This window comes from Bacteroides sp. AF34-31BH, assembly GCF_003602795.1.
In the GTDB taxonomy this organism is placed as follows: domain Bacteria; phylum Bacteroidota; class Bacteroidia; order Bacteroidales; family Bacteroidaceae; genus Bacteroides; species Bacteroides uniformis.
Window position 1 is genome coordinate 175,404 of the sequence record NZ_QTLV01000002.1, and the last position, 15,604, is coordinate 191,007.

Consider the following 15,604-nt stretch of genomic DNA (forward strand, 5'->3'; position numbering starts at 1 on the left):
ATAGGGAAACCTTGTAAAGAAAACGCCAATATATGTAAAGCCCCGTAACAATATATGTTGTCATGCACAACAATATATGTTACGGGGCTTCTCTCTTCTCCTCGAATGCCGGTTACTGATATAGCTGGATGTCCACTACCTCATATTCGGTCGTCTCCTGCTCGTTGGTCCGTGTGCCGAATCCGTACTTTTCCAGTGCCTGCACCAGTACCAGCTGGGTGTGCGGGTTCACCTGCACCTTTCCGAATATGCTGAGCTTGGTCAGTATGACGCTGGCAGGGAGCCACTTTGTCTGCAGGTCTTCGGGCAGCGGTTTGCGGAAGAAGACGAAGAGGTTCTCCTCCACGGGGTCTTTCATGCGGTGCCGTTCGTTGTGCTTGTTCAACTGTTCTATCTCCTCGCCCTCGTACCAGTATCTGAATCCGCCTTTCAGCAGGGCGAGCGCCTGGGCGTAGATACCGGGATGGTTCACCGGGGTGTGGTAGTCTATGCCGGTGATGGTGATGGGGAGGAAACGCCGGTTTCCGCCGATGTCCTGCAGGCACTGCCGGTTGTTGGTGCTCGCGATGAAGGAGCAGTGGCGGGGCAGGGTGAAGGCTTCGATGTCGTAGGCCTTGCGCTGCGTCACGTTGTCCTGCGCGATGATTCGCTTCAATGCTGCCAGCTCGCCGGGCTTCACGCCTTCGAACTCCTCCATGTTGATGATGATTCGCGTGGCGAGCAGGCGGGCATCGTCCTTGTTGCTCGGGTCTATTATGCCGTTGTAGAAGTACTCTTTCCACTCGGGCGGCAGCAGGCGCCGAATCCAGCTGCTCTTTCCCTTTCCCTGCTCGCTGTAGAGGATGATGACGAGCTGGTTCATGTCCTCGTCGCTCAGTGCGCAGGCCACCAGGCCCACTATCCACCGTTTGAAGCCCTTCTGCCATAGCTCCCGGTTCTCGGTCGTCAGGGTGTCGGCAAGTTGGGCGATGTAGTCCGTCCCGTCCCAGGGGGGAAGCGCGTACAGATAGTCGGTGTAGGGGTTGAACTCCTTGGCGTAGTTGGAGTCTATCACGGCTCTGAGGAAATTCTGGTAGCAGGAGATGCCGGCCATCTGCAGGTCTACGAACATGGTGTTGTAGTCCTTTCCGCGCATGGGGCGGTAACCTTTTCCGGCATCTGCCGACGGGGTGTAGGGCATGAATTCGAGGCGGTCCAGGATGAGGTTCCTGCGGATGCCGTAGTGCTCTTCCAGAAAGCTCATCACTTGGTTGATGACGGGCTTTTTCTCTTCCTTCTTTGTGGCGGCTTCGCTGGTCTTGTCGGTATAGATGTAGGCATTGTGCAGGGGGGATTCCACGTCGGGGTACTCTTGTCCGAACTCGTTTTTCGCCAGTCTGATGGCTGTCTGCTCGTCCAGGCCCTTGCTGTAGCATTTGTTGCCCAGGGCGAAGAGGAAGTTGTCGCGGTTGCCTGCCCGGAACCTGGTGGTGCGCTTCACGGCGGTCACGGCTTGGGAGAATATCAGCTTCTCCCAAGGCTTTGCGTCCTGCGGCGTGGCGGCAACGGAGGCGGGGAGGGGGTGTACCGTTTCGGCAGCCGTCCTCTTCTTGCCGCTTTCCTTCTTCGCAGGCGGGATGATGCGTGCCGGCAACGGGGAAATCTGTTCCAGCAGTGCGGCATTGATATAGGCATGCGGGTCGAAGGACATGAAGTATCCCCGCGAAATGTCCTTTCCGCTTCCGTCCACCTCTACTCCGAGAAGGGCCTCGTAGTGCTCTTTGGCGGCGCTGTACAGCTTCAGGTGTATCTCCTCGAGCGTGGCGTAGGTCACCTCGCCCTGCCGGAGACGGTCATACAGACGCCGGGTGTATTCCGTCTGCATGAAGACGAACAGCTTGTAGCCGTGCCTTTTGGGGGAGAGGAAACTGCCCAGGGTGTGCGGGTCTTCGTTGATGAGGGTCCGGGTCTGCTCCAACTGTCCTTCTTCCAGGTCGTCGATGTCGAGCGTGATGACGGGGTTGTAGCGGGTGATGCTCGGTGCGAGCCTTCTTTCCCGGTAGTTGGCCGTGAGGGTCCTGAAGGGAAGCTGCTTCTTGACGTGGTTGGCTTCCTCCACCTTGCCCTGTGCCACGAGGCTGGCGATTTTGATGATTAACTTGGCATGCTTGCCGTTTCTTATGTCAGCCATGTCCTGCGTGAAGGTTGTCTCCCCGCTGACGGTGCTGAAACCACGGTAGGTGGTAACTGGAATGTTTTCCATTCAATTTGTATTAAGTTTGCCTTATTGGCGGCGCAAAGATGCCGTTTATTTCCTTAGGAAGCAAAAACGGCCATCCGCAGTGGGACAGCCGTTTTTTTACAATTTGAATTCCTCGGTCCGTTTTACTCCTTGGGATATAGCTCATTGAAGAGCTTATATATCTCATCCTCAATGCAATCGGGGTTCAGCGTATTGCCGCTTCCGTCCGCGTCCATAAAGTTTACAAGTAGATGCAGCAGCTTGGCGAAGGGGCTTACGCCCTTCAGTCCGTGTTCCTTTTGGGGATTTATCAGCAGTGGGATGAAGGGTGTCAGGAAAGCCTTCCGCTCCTTGTATTCCACGGTTAACGACTTGTGTTCTACCATAGAAAGCAGGTCGATGGCCACTTGCACCTCTTTGCTCTCTTTGGTGTACAGCACTTGGTAATCTCTCCCTTTGATTTGCATCACGCTAATTGGCGTTTTTTTGTTCTCATAACTACAATTTGAAAATACAATTTTATATTAAGTTAACGAATCGGGTGCAAAATTAATAAAAAAGAGAAGTCTGTGCACTATGTATTACACGGATTGGCACGGATTTTTGTAGTTTCTGTGCGTATCACTTTTGTGTATGTCCGTGCGTATCATCCTTTTGTTTCCGTGAGTATCCGTCACTCAGAACGTAGCGAAGAATTTTTCTCTGTGCTCCTCTGTGCCAATCTGTGTAATCTGTGGTGCCCCTCTCCGTGAACTAGTGAAGCGTGTGTGTAATCTGTATGTATAGGGTGAGGTACCGGAACCTATGGTTATATATGTAACACACCCTTTCTTTAAAAAGATAAGAAATGACGCGCGTGCGCGTGTATCTTACCTAATAGGCGTAATTCTTTGATATATAGTGTAATGATGTCTGCATTAAAAAAGATTATCATTTTATCAATCAGAATATTTTGTACTTTCATTTCTTGACGTTACCTTTGCGTTCATTAAACGGAACGTGTTATAAAACATTTCTTTTATCATAAACGTTTCGTTGATAACGGCTTATCGCAAGATAGCTTGAATATAACTATTTCGTCGCCTTCCTTCCGAGATGGTGGAGGGTTTTGAAATAAAATGAATGCATATAGCCTATTTAAAGTAACCGCATTACATTACTTGACCGGGAGGTACTTCGCTACTCCGGTGTCCCCCAATCATATTTTTTCGTGAACGAGAATGCAGAAATGCACTGGTATGCAGTGCGTGTCACCTATAGCCGAGAGCTTTTTTTCAAGGAATACCTGGATGCAGCGGGCATTGAAAACTATATACCCATGCGCTATGAGTATGTCGTGAGGAAAGAGCGCCGCCTGCGCAAGCTTGTTCCTGCGGTCCATAACCTGGTCTTCGTCCGCTCCACCCGCGAGCGTATGGATGAAATAAAGAACGAACCGGGCATGAACATCCCCATCCGCTATATCATGGACCGCGAAACCCGCCAGCCCATCGTCATCCCGGACTCACAAATGCGCAGCTTCATCGCCGTGTCTGGCACCTACGACCAGGCTGTGCTCTATCTTGAACCCACCGAGCTGAACCTCTCCCAAGGAACCCGGGTACGTATCACCGGCGGCATCTTCGAAGGAGTGGAAGGGGTGTTTGTGCGTGTGCGCCATGACAGGAGGGTGGTGGTGAACATCGAAGGGGTGATGGCGGTGGCGACGACGTTTGTGCATGCGTCGCTGGTGGAGGAGATCGAATAATAATTTGTAACAATATTGCCCGAATCTTTGAAAAATAAAGCTGTCCATGGTGCGAAGTGGAGCTTTATCGATAACATATCCAATTCCGGTGTTACCTTTTTGGTAGGCCTGATATTGGCCCGTCTCTTGACTCCTGCCGAATATGGCATTATGGCCATGATAGCTATCTTCATAGCGGTGTCCAACTCCATTGTCGACAGTGGCTTCTCTAATGCACTGATACGGAAAGTACGTATTGAAAAGGTAGACTACAATACGGTTTTCTTGTTTAACTTGATAGTCAGTATTGTTTTATACATCCTTTTATATGTAGCTGCTCCCGCTATCAGTCTGTTTTTTAAAGAACTGGTTTTGATAGATGTGTTAAGGGTAATAGGGCTGATTCTGATTGTTAATGCATTGGGTATCATTCCCCGTACCATATTGGTAAGAGGTATTGATTTTAAGACACAGACCAAAGTATCCATAATCTCTTCTGTTTCAAGTGGATTGATTGGCGTAGGCATGGCTATAGTGGGCTTTGGTGTATGGAGTTTGGTGTGGCAACAGCTTTCCCGGCAGATTCTGAATTCTCTGTTTCTTTGGATATTCTGTAAATGGATGCCCCAATGGGAATTCTCCGTAAAAAGCTTCAAGGAAATGTTCGGCTTTGGCTATAAGCTCTTGTTGTCCGGATTATTGGATACTCTTTACAAGAATGTTTATTATGTGGTTATAGGCCGTTGTTACAGTTCTGCACAGTTGGGGCAATATACTCGTGCAGAGCAGTTCAATACGATATTTTCCAGTAATCTGACCAGTATTGTCCAGCGTGTCAGTTATCCGGTGCTTAGTTCCATTCAAGAAGAACCGGAGCGCTTGCGCGAAGCTTATCGGCAGATAATAAAGACTACAATGCTTGTGACATTCGCTTGCATGCTGGGACTTGCAGCTGTGGCTAAACCTTTGATTATAATTCTGATCGGTGAGAAATGGTTGACTGCTGTTTCCTTTCTGCAGATTATTTGTTTCAGTGGTATGCTTTATCCGCTTCATGCCATCAATCTGAATATCTTGCAGGTGAAAGGACGTTCGGACTTGTTTCTGAAATTAGAAATCATAAAGAAGACCATTGCGGTGTTTCCTATTCTGATAGGTATTTTTTATGGCATCGAATATATGCTGTGGGGGAGTGTCTTAACCTCTTTCATAGCCTATTTCTTAAATAGCCACTATTCTGCCGACTTGATACGCTATTCTACCATAGAACAAATCAAGGATGTGCTTCCGGTTTTTGCAGTTTCTTTGACAATTGCTGCTGTCATGTGGCTTTTTTCCTTATTGGATATATCCGTTTATATTCAATTGCCCATTCAGATTATTGTTGGTTTGACATTAGCTTTTGCTGTTTATGAAAGATTAAGATTACCAGAGTATCTTGAGGTAAAACGGCTTGGGTTGTCGGCTCTTCACAAAAAATAGAAATCAGTATATATTTTTATAGTAAGATGGAAAATAAAGTGATTACAGTTACTTCTCCATTACTTCCTTCGCTTGACGATTTCATTCCTTATTTACAGGATATTTGGAACCGTAAGTGGCTGACCAATAACGGTTATTATCATCAAGAATTGGAGAAAGCCTTGTGTGAATATTTGAAGGTGCCTTATATCAGTCTTTTTACCAATGGCACACTGCCTTTGATGTGTGCTCTGCAAGCATTGCGTATTACTGGTGAGGTGATAACAACTCCGTATAGCTTTGTAGCTACCACTCATGCTTTGTGGTGGAATGGAATCAAACCGGTATTTGTGGATATTGATCCAGAAACTTGTAACATTGATCCGGACAAAATAGAAGCGGCAATAACCCCCAAGACAACGGCGATTATGCCGGTACATGTTTATGGCAAGCCTTGTGATACAGAACGTATCCAAGCGATAGCGGACAAATACGGTTTAAAGGTCATTTATGATGCTGCCCATGCTTTTGGGGTAGAAGTTGCTGGAAAGTCAATTCTGAATGCCGGTGATATGTCAACCTTGAGTTTTCATGCGACCAAAGTTTACAATACGATTGAAGGTGGTGCTCTGATTTGCCATGATGAGAAGACTAAAAAGCGTATCGACTATTTGAAAAATTTCGGTTTTGCAGGGGAAACGACTGTCATAGCTCCGGGTATCAATGGCAAGATGGACGAAGTACGTAGTGCTTATGGTTTGTTGAATTTGAAACAAGTGGATGTAGCTATTGAAGCTCGTCGTCAAGTGGCTATCATGTATCGTAAAGGCTTGGAACATGTACCTGGTATCACTTTTATGGAAGATATGCCCGGAGTCCGTCATAATTACTCTTACTTTCCCATATTCGTGGATTCTGAGAAATATGGCATGACACGCGATGAACTTTATTTCAAGATGAAGGAACGGAATATATTGGGGCGTAGGTATTTCTATCCGTTGATAAGCGAATTTTCTACTTATCGAGGATTGGAATCGGCTAAGCCTGAGAATCTATTAGTAGCAAATCGGGTGGCAAATAGTGTAATATGTTTGCCTATATATAATTCTTTATCACAAATAGAAATCGATAGAGTAATATCGGTTATATCGAAATAATCTTTTTATGATTGGTAGTACGTCTTTTTTAACGGAAGAAGAAATAAAATCGTTAGGGTTTAAAAAATATGGAGATAATTTGAAAATTAGTCGTTTTGCTCATTTTTATACCCCTTCTACTATTGAAATAGGTAATAATGTCCGTATTGACGACTTTTGTATATTATCTGGGAATATTAAACTTGGATCAAATATTCATATTTCTGCTTATTGTGCACTTTATGGAGCCTATGGAATAACGATGTGTGATAATACAGGACTTTCTCCTCGTGCAACAATTTTTAGCTCAATGGATGATTTTAGTGGTGATTTTTTAATAGGTCCAATACATGATAAAAGCAAAATAAATGTTCAGGGTGGTTCCGTTTTGTTAGAAGAATATGTGCAAATTGGTTCAGGAAGTATATTGTTTCCAAAGTTGAAAATATCTAAGGGGTGTGTAGTTGGAGCTATGTCTTTGGTTAATAAAAGCCTTGATGAATGGGGGGTATATGCAGGAATACCTGTAAAAAAAATTAAAGAACGCCGTAGAGGATTATTGAATTTATAGTTTTATGAAGCCATTGGTAAGTATTATTTGCATTACTTATAATCAAGCTGAATATTTATCTTCATGCTTAGATAGTATTTTTTCTCAGCAGGTGGATTTTCAAGTAGAATTGATAATACATGATGATGCTTCTACAGATAGTACAACTGAAATAATTTCTCAGTATATCAAGAAATGCCCTTTTCAGATTAAAACTATTCTACAAAAAGAGAATCAATATTCTAAAGGAATTGATATTTTTTCAAAATATATATATCCTAAGGTCGAAGGTAAATATATTGCTATTTGTGAAGGAGATGATTATTGGACGGATTCTCGGAAACTATCTATTCAAATTAAAATGTTAGAAGCAAATCAATCTTTTTCGGCAACAGCTCATCAATCTACTGTTATATATGAAAAAGAAAATAGGGAACATTTGTTTTGTCTATTACGAAAGAATATAATAAAAATGGATGATGTTATGGGAAATCGTATTTTTCATACTGCATCTTTTGTTTTTAGAAGTGACATAATTCCCTTGCTTTCAATAGACATAATTCCTTTTGCTTATGATCGTTTTTTATTTCTAGTTTGTTCGTTTTATGGTGATATATATTATTTTTATGATAATATGTGTGTATATCGAAAGAGCGAAATAGGTATTACTAGTCATATAACTTATCAAATTCACAAACGGGATTTATTTGTCCCGAAAAAGTTGAAAGAAATAAATTCTAATTTTCCATATTATAGATATATGGCTTACGTTAATAAGGCTATGTTGTCTTCAGTGGATATCTCTCTCTGGAATTACATATGCCATTCTGTAACATTTTTGTTCTATTCTTTCTCATACTTTCCTAGAAATATTATGGATATATATAGGTGGGGGTATTTGACAGTTTGGTGGATGACTAAAGGTCGAAAATTTCGTATGAAATGAGTTTGATAGTATTCTGCTTTTTTACTCTCATATTTTTACTTTTAAAAAAAAGTAGAATGGATTTTTTATCAAAAAAATTCTTATATGTTTTTTTGTTTTGGTGGGGTGCATATTTATTTTGTTCTACATTTAATCCTTGCGACTTATTTCTTGTTTCAAATGAAACATACATTATATTGTTAGGGTATGTTGTTTCTTTTTTAATAGGTTTTAGTATATTTCCTATAAAATACAATCATTCAATTTATAAAAATAGAGCTAATATTTTAGCCATAAAAACTAATTGGTGGTATGTGTTAGCAGGAATATCAAGTATCATTATTCTATATAATTATATTTGTAAGTATTTGTTGTTGTTAGAGGTGGTAGGTGCAGATGAAGCAAGAGAGTCTCTTTTTGAATCTGGGCTTCTGTTTAGTACAAATTATGAGATATATTTATTTCAGTTTCTGTTTACTCCTTTTCAAACAATAGTGCAGTTCTTTTTAGCTTATTGTATAGTCTTCAAGAGCAAGTTTCCTCCTATATATTTAATGTTATTTGTTCTCTATTTTTTTCTTTATGGCTATTTAGGAGGAGGAAGGGCTAACTATCTAGCTCTCTTTTTATATGTTATATTGTTATTTGTACTAAGAACCCAGATTGCTTCAAAATTACATTGCAATATTCGAAAATATTCTTTCAAATTTACTTTTTTCCTTTTTTTCTTTTGTGCAATAATTTTTGTGATTGTTTCTATTCAAACTACATTGAGAAAAGGAGTCACTGATATAGATGGACAAACCATCCTTATGGGATTTGAAGAATTGTTGTCCCAATTTGTATGGTATATGTTGGGACCTATTAGAGCGTTAGATTATGCTTTTGAGTATCAGTATGATTCCTTTTTAGGCTTGTGGTATGGAAGAGCAACTGTTGGTGGATTTGATACACTTTTAAAGATGTTTATTCATGCGTTAGGAGGAAGTTATACAACCGCTAATCAAGTTATAGGTGGCTATCTTCAAGAACATCTAATAACTGTCGGTTATGGTATAACTTTCAATTTTGCTTATACAGCATTGATATTTTATTATTTAGATTTTGGTTACTTTGGAATATTGTTGTGGCCATTCTTTTTGGGAATAACAACTCGGTTTACTGTTTATAAGTTTCAGAAAAAAGCAACTTTCGCAAGATTGATATTAATGTTATTCTTTTTTTATACTGCAATATTTGCGACTTTTTCATGGACTTTTTATAAAACAGCTTCAGTAGTGTTAATTATATTACTAATTATATACCAGAAATATGAACAAAAAAGTTTATGTCGGCATGAGTGCTGATATTATTCATCCAGGGCATTTGAATATTATTCACGAGGCCCAGAAATATGGTTCTGTAACTGTTGGAGTATTGACAGATGCTGCTATTGCTAGTTATAAACGTTTGCCATATTTGACTTATGAACAGCGTTCGCTAATTGTGAAGAATTTGAAAGGCGTTGAAGAAGTGATTCCCCAAACAACTCTTGATTATGTTCCTAATTTAGAGTTGATAAAACCTGATTTTGTAGTTCATGGTGATGATTGGAAGGATGGTATTCAAAAAGAAACTCGTCAACGTGTCATAGATACAATTTCTAAATGGGGTGGTAAAGTGATAGATGTTCCTTATACAAAAGGTATATCTTCCACCCAGTTAAATACCCAGTTAAAGGAAATTGGTACTACCCCTGAAATTCGCTTGAAACGTCTAAAACGTCTGATTTCTGCCAAGAAAATTGTTCGAATATGTGAGTCTCATAGTGGATTAACAGGTTTAATTATCGAAAATACGAGTGTTGAGGTTAACGGTATTAAACGTGAGTTTGATGGAATGTGGTCTAGTAGTCTTACTGATTCTACCTCTAAAGGAAAACCGGATATTGAAGCTGTTGATTTGACTACCCGTCTTCATGATCTGAATGACGCTTTGGAATGTACAACTAAACCCGTAATTTTTGATGGAGATACAGGTGGAAAAATAGAGCATTTTGTATTTACAGTTCGTACTTTGGAGCGCTTAGGGATATCAGCAGTTATTATTGAAGATAAAATTGGTCTGAAGAAGAACTCGCTTTTTGGAACAGACGCTGTTCAAACCCAGGATACAATTGAAGGTTTTTGCGATAAGATAAAGGCTGGTAAGCGTGCTCAGATAACGGCTGATTTTATGATAATAGCTCGTATTGAGAGCTTTATTGCAGGTAAAGGTCTGGATGATGCAATGGAACGTGCATTAGCATATATTGAGGCTGGTGCTGATGGCATTATGATTCATAGTAAGGATAAATCGGGTAAGGATATTAGGGAGTTCTGTATGACTTTGCGTAAGAAGCATAAATCCATACCTATTGTGGTTGTTCCTACAACATATAATCATATAACAGAAGATGAATTAGCATCATGGGGAGTGAATGTAGTAATTTATGCCAATCATATGCTTAGAAGTGCATATCCCGCCATGCTAAATACAGCAAAGTCCATTTTGGCTAATGCCCGTTCATATGAAGCTAATGATTTATGTATGCCTGTCAAAGAAATATTAGAATTGATTCCGGGTACTAAATAACTTCGTTTATATTCTATTAATTTGAGATTCTTGTTATTATGATATCTTCAAAATTTTTCATTGATTCTCTTTGCTCCATGCAAATGGATTTCTTTACGGGAGTTCCCGATTCTTTATTGAAAAATGTGTGTGCATATATCACCGATCATTTTGTTACAGAACGAAATGTTATCGCGGCCAATGAGGGAGCTGCAGTTGGTTTAGCTGCAGGATATTATTTAGCCACAAAAAAAATACCAGTTGTTTATATGCAAAATTCCGGTCTTGGCAATGCTGTCAATCCTTTAATGTCATTAACGGATAAAGAAGTTTACAATATTCCTTTATTGTTACTTGTGGGATGGCGTGGCGAGCCAGGAGTAAAAGATGAGCCCCAGCATATTAAGCAGGGCAAAGTGACACTTCCTTTACTTGAAGCTATGGGTATAAAATATGCCATTATGTCTCAAAATGAAACAGAATTCTTATCTCAATTGAATTATGCCAATTTTTATATGAATGAGACACATGAACCTTTCGCTTTTGTAATTCCCAAAGGAACTTTTGAGGAGTATAAGCTTCAACAAGATGGAGAGGTGATATTACCTTTGAAAAGAGAGGCTGCTATTCAACTTATAGCTTCTTCATTGTCAAAAGAGGATATTATTGTCTCTACTACAGGTATGATATCACGTGAGTTATTTGAATACCGTACTTCTGCTTTTATGGAACATGAGAAGGATTTTTTGACAGTAGGTTCTATGGGGCATGCTTCTCAAATAGCATTAGGCATTGCTCTTGAGAAAAAAAAATGCAAAGTTTTTTGTTTCGATGGTGATGGATCAACTTTAATGCATATGGGATCGCTTGCAATAATAGGTTCCTTACATCCAGACAACTATGTACATGTTATTTTTAACAATGGGGCTCATGATTCTGTAGGTGGACAACCCACAGTTGCCTTTAATATTGATTTGTGTAAAATAGCTCAGGCTTGCGGTTATGAGGCAGCTTTATCTGTTTCAGACAGTGATAGCTTATGTGAAGCCCTTAAAAGAATTACGTATATGCATGGTCCTATTTTGTTAGAGGTTAAGGTAAGAAAAGGAGCACGTAAGGATTTGGGACGTCCGACTACTACTCCCTTACAAAATAAAGATACCTTTATGCTTTTCTTGAATAATCAATGATTTTATGGAGCAGCGTTGTTTTTTGGGAGAGTCTTCAATCGAAAATTTGCTCTTAGTTTTGAAGGAGTTTTCTTTTTCTCACCTTTTTTTGGTGCGTGGCAGAAACTCTTATGAGACTTGTGGTGCCAAATCTATTATGACTGCTGTTTTTAGTGAATTAGATTGTGAAGTAACGGAGTATTTTGATTTTGAAGAAAATCCTAAAATCGAAGATTTGGAAAGAGGGTTATTACTATTACGTAAGTACTCTTGTTCTGTCATTGTCGCTGTTGGTGGAGGTAGTGTATTGGATATGGCTAAACTACTTCGCTTTTTTTATTCTTATTCTGGTGAGCCTACAAGTGGTAAATTTGAAAAAGAGAAAGATTTGCTTCCATTGATAGTTCTTCCCACTACAGCCGGTACGGGAAGTGAGGCGACCCATTTTGCAGTATTGTATAAAAATAAAGTGAAATATTCTGTAGAACATAATGCTATTTTACCTGATGTTGCAATTGTATATCCCCCATTCACATACAATACTCCGAGGTATTTGACAGCTTGTGCAGGTTTTGATGCTTTGGCTCAGGCTATAGAGGCTTACTGGAATGCTTATGCTACAAAAGAGTCAGATGAATTTGCTAAGAGAGCAATTGAACTTTTGTGGCCTAATTTACCATTAGTTGTAAATTCTCCTACTAATAGTATGAGAAATAAAGTGTCGGAGGGGGCTTATTGGGCTGGTCGTGCTATAAATATCACTAAAACGACTGCGCCTCATGCTTTCTCTTATTCATTTACAACTTATTATGGGTATCCACATGGGCATGCAGTAGCAATGACATTTCCTTTTTTTTGGTCAATAAATATGGATATACATAGAATTAGAAAGAATATATCCCCATCTCTGTATAAACAAAAGATTGAATATTTAAAAAATCTGTGTAATATTGATATTGGTGACTATATAGAAAAAAGAATTTTATTGCCATTGAAGTTGCCGGAAAATTTTAATAAGTATTTCATTTTAGAGAGTGTAAATAGGCAGCGATTGCAAAATAATCCAGTGGACTTAGATGATTTTAGTGAATTGTTTTGAAACATATTATGAAGGAGTTGTCTTGTGATGAATTTAAGCAAATTCAGATACAAATATTGAATGAAATAAAAATATTTTGTGAAAAAAATGGGTTGAATTATTATTTAGCGTATGGAACTTTATTGGGAGCTGTGAGGCATCAAGGTTTTATTCCTTGGGATGATGATATTGATATAGTAATGCCTCGTATTGATTATTTAAAATTTGAAAAGTTATTTAAACATGATAGATTCGAATTTCTTTCAATAAGTAAGGATGCTACTTATCCTTATCATTTTGGAAAAGTTTTAGATAAAAATACAATATTAGTAGACGATTCTTCCTCTTCCTATGATATCGGGGTTAATATAGATGTTTTCCCGATAGATGGTCTGCCAAGTTCAGAAATGAGAAAAAGAATACATTGTCATTTTGTTTGGTTTTTGCAAAATATTGCAACTCTTAAATTAATGAAATATGTGAGAAAAAGAGGAATGATTAAAAATATCATTCTTGCATTCTTGAAATTTATTTTTATTCCCTTTCCATTATATACAGTTTTAAAAGCTATAAACAACTATGCAATGAAATATTCTATGGAGAAATCATCAGAATATCTTTTGGAGGGAGCTTATAAGAATAGGGAGGTCGTTTGTGCTTCTATTTTTCAAAGTAAAATGAATGTTGTGTTTGAAAATGAGTCTTATAGTGCACCTGTTGGGACAAATTCATGGCTTATGCAACTCTATGGAAATTATATGGAAATGCCCCCTGTTGAAAGACGGATTTCAACGCATAATTATAAAGTATTGCAGAAATGAATCAGAAAGAAAAAGAATGGTTAGCATCCTTATTACTTGTACGGGATATATTGGATAGATTCTCTATAAAATATATTTTAGATACAGGTACATTATTGGGTGCAGTCCGAGACAGAGCATTTATTCCTTGGGATGATGATATTGATATCGCAATAATTGATTTCTTATTTGATAAACATTTAGCGAAAACAATAGGAAGAGAACTCTATTTAGTAGGGTTTGATGTAATTATTACTGCAAATACAGTTCATCTACGTTGTTGTAATTGCGAAATAAATTTGAAATCATATTTGCGAAATGGTACTTTTTATAATTCAACAATGACAAAAGTAGAAGGATCTGATTTATTATATTCAATTTATAACTGTTTAAGACGACTTGCTCTTTATAGAAACTCTCATTCTTTTTCTCGTCAAGTAGTGAATTTTATTTATTTTATAATTTCGTTTATGAACTATTTAGGTGGGGCTTTTTTGCAGGATTTACTTATAGCTAAATCTAAACCTAAAATTCGTAAGATTGTAATTCCTGCCTATTTGTTGTCGAATACAAAAGATATTCTCTTTTATGATGAGTATTTTAAAGTTCCAATTGATGTGAATGAATATTTGACTTTACGATATGGCAAGAATTGGAATATTCCTAATAGAAATTATAATTATATAACAGATGATTTATCCCTAAAATAGTTTTAATCTTTATGCTTACTCTTCTTCAAATTAGTATAGAGGTGAATTCTGGTTCTGTAGGACGTATTGCTGAACAAATAGGGCAAGTAGCTCTTGCACATGGTTGGAAGAGTTATATAACTTATGCTCGTAATCATTTGCCTAGTCAATCTATGACTATTAAAATAGGTACAAAATGGGATGTGTATTGGCATGGAATTATGACACGTTTGTTTGATACTCATTGTCTTCACTCTACTCGAGCCACTAGAAGATTAATACAACAGATTGAGGAAATTCATCCTGATATTATTCAACTTCATCACATTCATGGGTATTTTTTGAATATGGAGGTTTTATTTAAGTATTTATCTTCTATTTCTACACCTGTGGTATGGGTTTTTCATGACTGTTGGTCAATGACTGGGCATTGTGCTCATTTTGACTATGTCGGATGTGAGAAATGGTTGACGCATTGTGAGACTTGCGTACAAAAGAAAATATATCCTGGAAGTGTATTAATAGATAGGTCTTTTAAAAATTATGAACTAAAAAAAAAGTTGTTTACATCTATGGAAAATTTGACTATTGTGCCGGTATCACAGTGGCTAGGAATGATTGTAAAGAAATCATTCTTAAAAAATTATCCAATAAATGTAATTCAAAATGGAATTGATCTAAAACTTTTTTCTCCTCAATCCTTGCAGAGTGTATGTGCCATGAGAAATAAATTGGGATTAGCAGAGCAAACTAGTGTTTTATTAGGAGTAGCTAGTATTTGGGATAAACGCAAGGGGCTTGAGGATTTCGTTCAATTGTATAACATGATTTCTGAAGATTGGGTTATTGTTTTAGTGGGATTATCAAAAACACAGTTGAAAGAAATCCCCGATGGCATAATTGGAATTGAGAGAACTGAAAATGTTACTCAATTAGCTACTTTGTACACTTTAGCTTCTGTCTTTATTAACCCAACTTGGGAAGATACATTTCCAACAACAAATCTAGAATCTTTAGCTTGTGGAACACCTGTCATTACATATCGGACTGGCGGAAGTGTTGAGTCTGTATCAGATGAAACTGGATATATTGTAGAAAAAGGGGATATAAAAGGCATAAAGAGGGCTGTAGCTGAAATAGTAAAGCGAGGAAAAGAAGTTTATCATCATATATGTCGAAAACGAGCTGTTAAATATTATGATAAAAATGAACGCTTTGAAGATTATATAAAATTGTATGATACTTTGTTAAAGTAGA

Annotated in this window: 14 protein-coding genes; 12 read left to right on the plus strand and 2 right to left on the minus strand. The window is 38.6% G+C overall.

Annotation, left to right across the window (positions count from 1 at the left end):
* Positions 1–112 precede the first annotated feature (112 nt).
* Positions 113–2,242, minus strand: coding sequence for a VapE domain-containing protein (locus tag DWZ67_RS04300; protein ID WP_120138203.1), 2,130 nt, complete (start codon positions 2,240–2,242; stop codon positions 113–115).
* Between the two features lie 122 nt (positions 2,243–2,364).
* Positions 2,365–2,688: a hypothetical protein gene (locus DWZ67_RS04305; protein ID WP_005829213.1), complete on the minus strand. Its 324-nt coding sequence runs from the start codon at positions 2,686–2,688 to the stop codon at positions 2,365–2,367.
* Between the two features lie 761 nt (positions 2,689–3,449).
* Here DWZ67_RS04305 and DWZ67_RS04315 point away from each other — a divergent pair.
* Genes DWZ67_RS04315 through DWZ67_RS04370 form a run of 12 tightly spaced genes read left to right on the plus strand, consistent with a single transcriptional unit; the run spans position 3,450 to position 15,603 of the window.
* A complete protein-coding gene (locus tag DWZ67_RS04315; protein WP_117681083.1) occupies positions 3,450–3,968 on the plus strand; it encodes a UpxY family transcription antiterminator in 519 nt (172 codons plus the stop codon).
* 15 nt (positions 3,969–3,983) lie between these two features.
* On the plus strand, positions 3,984–5,429 hold the full coding sequence (locus DWZ67_RS04320; protein ID WP_120138205.1) for a lipopolysaccharide biosynthesis protein: 1,446 nt from the start codon (positions 3,984–3,986) through the stop codon (positions 5,427–5,429).
* A gap of 26 nt (positions 5,430–5,455) precedes the next feature.
* Positions 5,456–6,565 carry a DegT/DnrJ/EryC1/StrS family aminotransferase gene (locus DWZ67_RS04325; RefSeq protein ID WP_120138207.1) on the plus strand — a complete coding sequence of 370 codons (1,110 nt, stop codon included), beginning with the start codon at positions 5,456–5,458 and terminating at the stop codon, positions 6,563–6,565.
* A 7-nt stretch (positions 6,566–6,572) separates the two neighbouring features.
* Positions 6,573–7,115 (plus strand): acyltransferase, encoded by a 543-nt coding sequence (locus tag DWZ67_RS04330; protein ID WP_117681080.1) that lies wholly within the window; start codon positions 6,573–6,575, stop codon positions 7,113–7,115.
* Between the two features lie 4 nt (positions 7,116–7,119).
* Entirely contained in the window at positions 7,120–8,040 is a 921-nt protein-coding gene (locus DWZ67_RS04335) for a glycosyltransferase (protein WP_117681079.1), read from the plus strand.
* A 56-nt stretch (positions 8,041–8,096) separates the two neighbouring features.
* Positions 8,097–9,365: an O-antigen polymerase gene (locus DWZ67_RS04340; RefSeq protein ID WP_165852455.1), complete on the plus strand. Its 1,269-nt coding sequence runs from the start codon at positions 8,097–8,099 to the stop codon at positions 9,363–9,365.
* Entirely contained in the window at positions 9,331–10,632 is a 1,302-nt protein-coding gene (gene aepX, locus DWZ67_RS04345; RefSeq protein WP_117681078.1) for a phosphoenolpyruvate mutase, read from the plus strand. Before DWZ67_RS04340 ends, aepX begins: the two co-directional genes overlap by 35 nt.
* Positions 10,633–10,670: 38 nt before the next feature.
* Positions 10,671–11,801, plus strand: a complete 1,131-nt coding sequence (gene aepY, locus DWZ67_RS04350; RefSeq protein ID WP_117681077.1) for a phosphonopyruvate decarboxylase — start codon at positions 10,671–10,673, stop codon at positions 11,799–11,801.
* A 4-nt stretch (positions 11,802–11,805) separates the two neighbouring features.
* On the plus strand, positions 11,806–12,879 hold the full coding sequence (locus tag DWZ67_RS04355) for a phosphonoacetaldehyde reductase (RefSeq protein WP_117681076.1): 1,074 nt from the start codon (positions 11,806–11,808) through the stop codon (positions 12,877–12,879).
* Between the two features lie 8 nt (positions 12,880–12,887).
* Positions 12,888–13,679, plus strand: a complete 792-nt coding sequence (locus tag DWZ67_RS04360) for a phosphorylcholine transferase LicD (RefSeq protein WP_120138211.1) — start codon at positions 12,888–12,890, stop codon at positions 13,677–13,679.
* Entirely contained in the window at positions 13,676–14,368 is a 693-nt protein-coding gene (locus tag DWZ67_RS04365; protein ID WP_120138213.1) for a LicD family protein, read from the plus strand. The genes DWZ67_RS04360 and DWZ67_RS04365 overlap by 4 nt, the downstream gene beginning before the upstream one ends.
* An 11-nt stretch (positions 14,369–14,379) precedes the next feature.
* Positions 14,380–15,603: a glycosyltransferase gene (locus DWZ67_RS04370; RefSeq protein ID WP_008663515.1), complete on the plus strand. Its 1,224-nt coding sequence runs from the start codon at positions 14,380–14,382 to the stop codon at positions 15,601–15,603.
* Position 15,604: the final 1 nt, after the last annotated feature.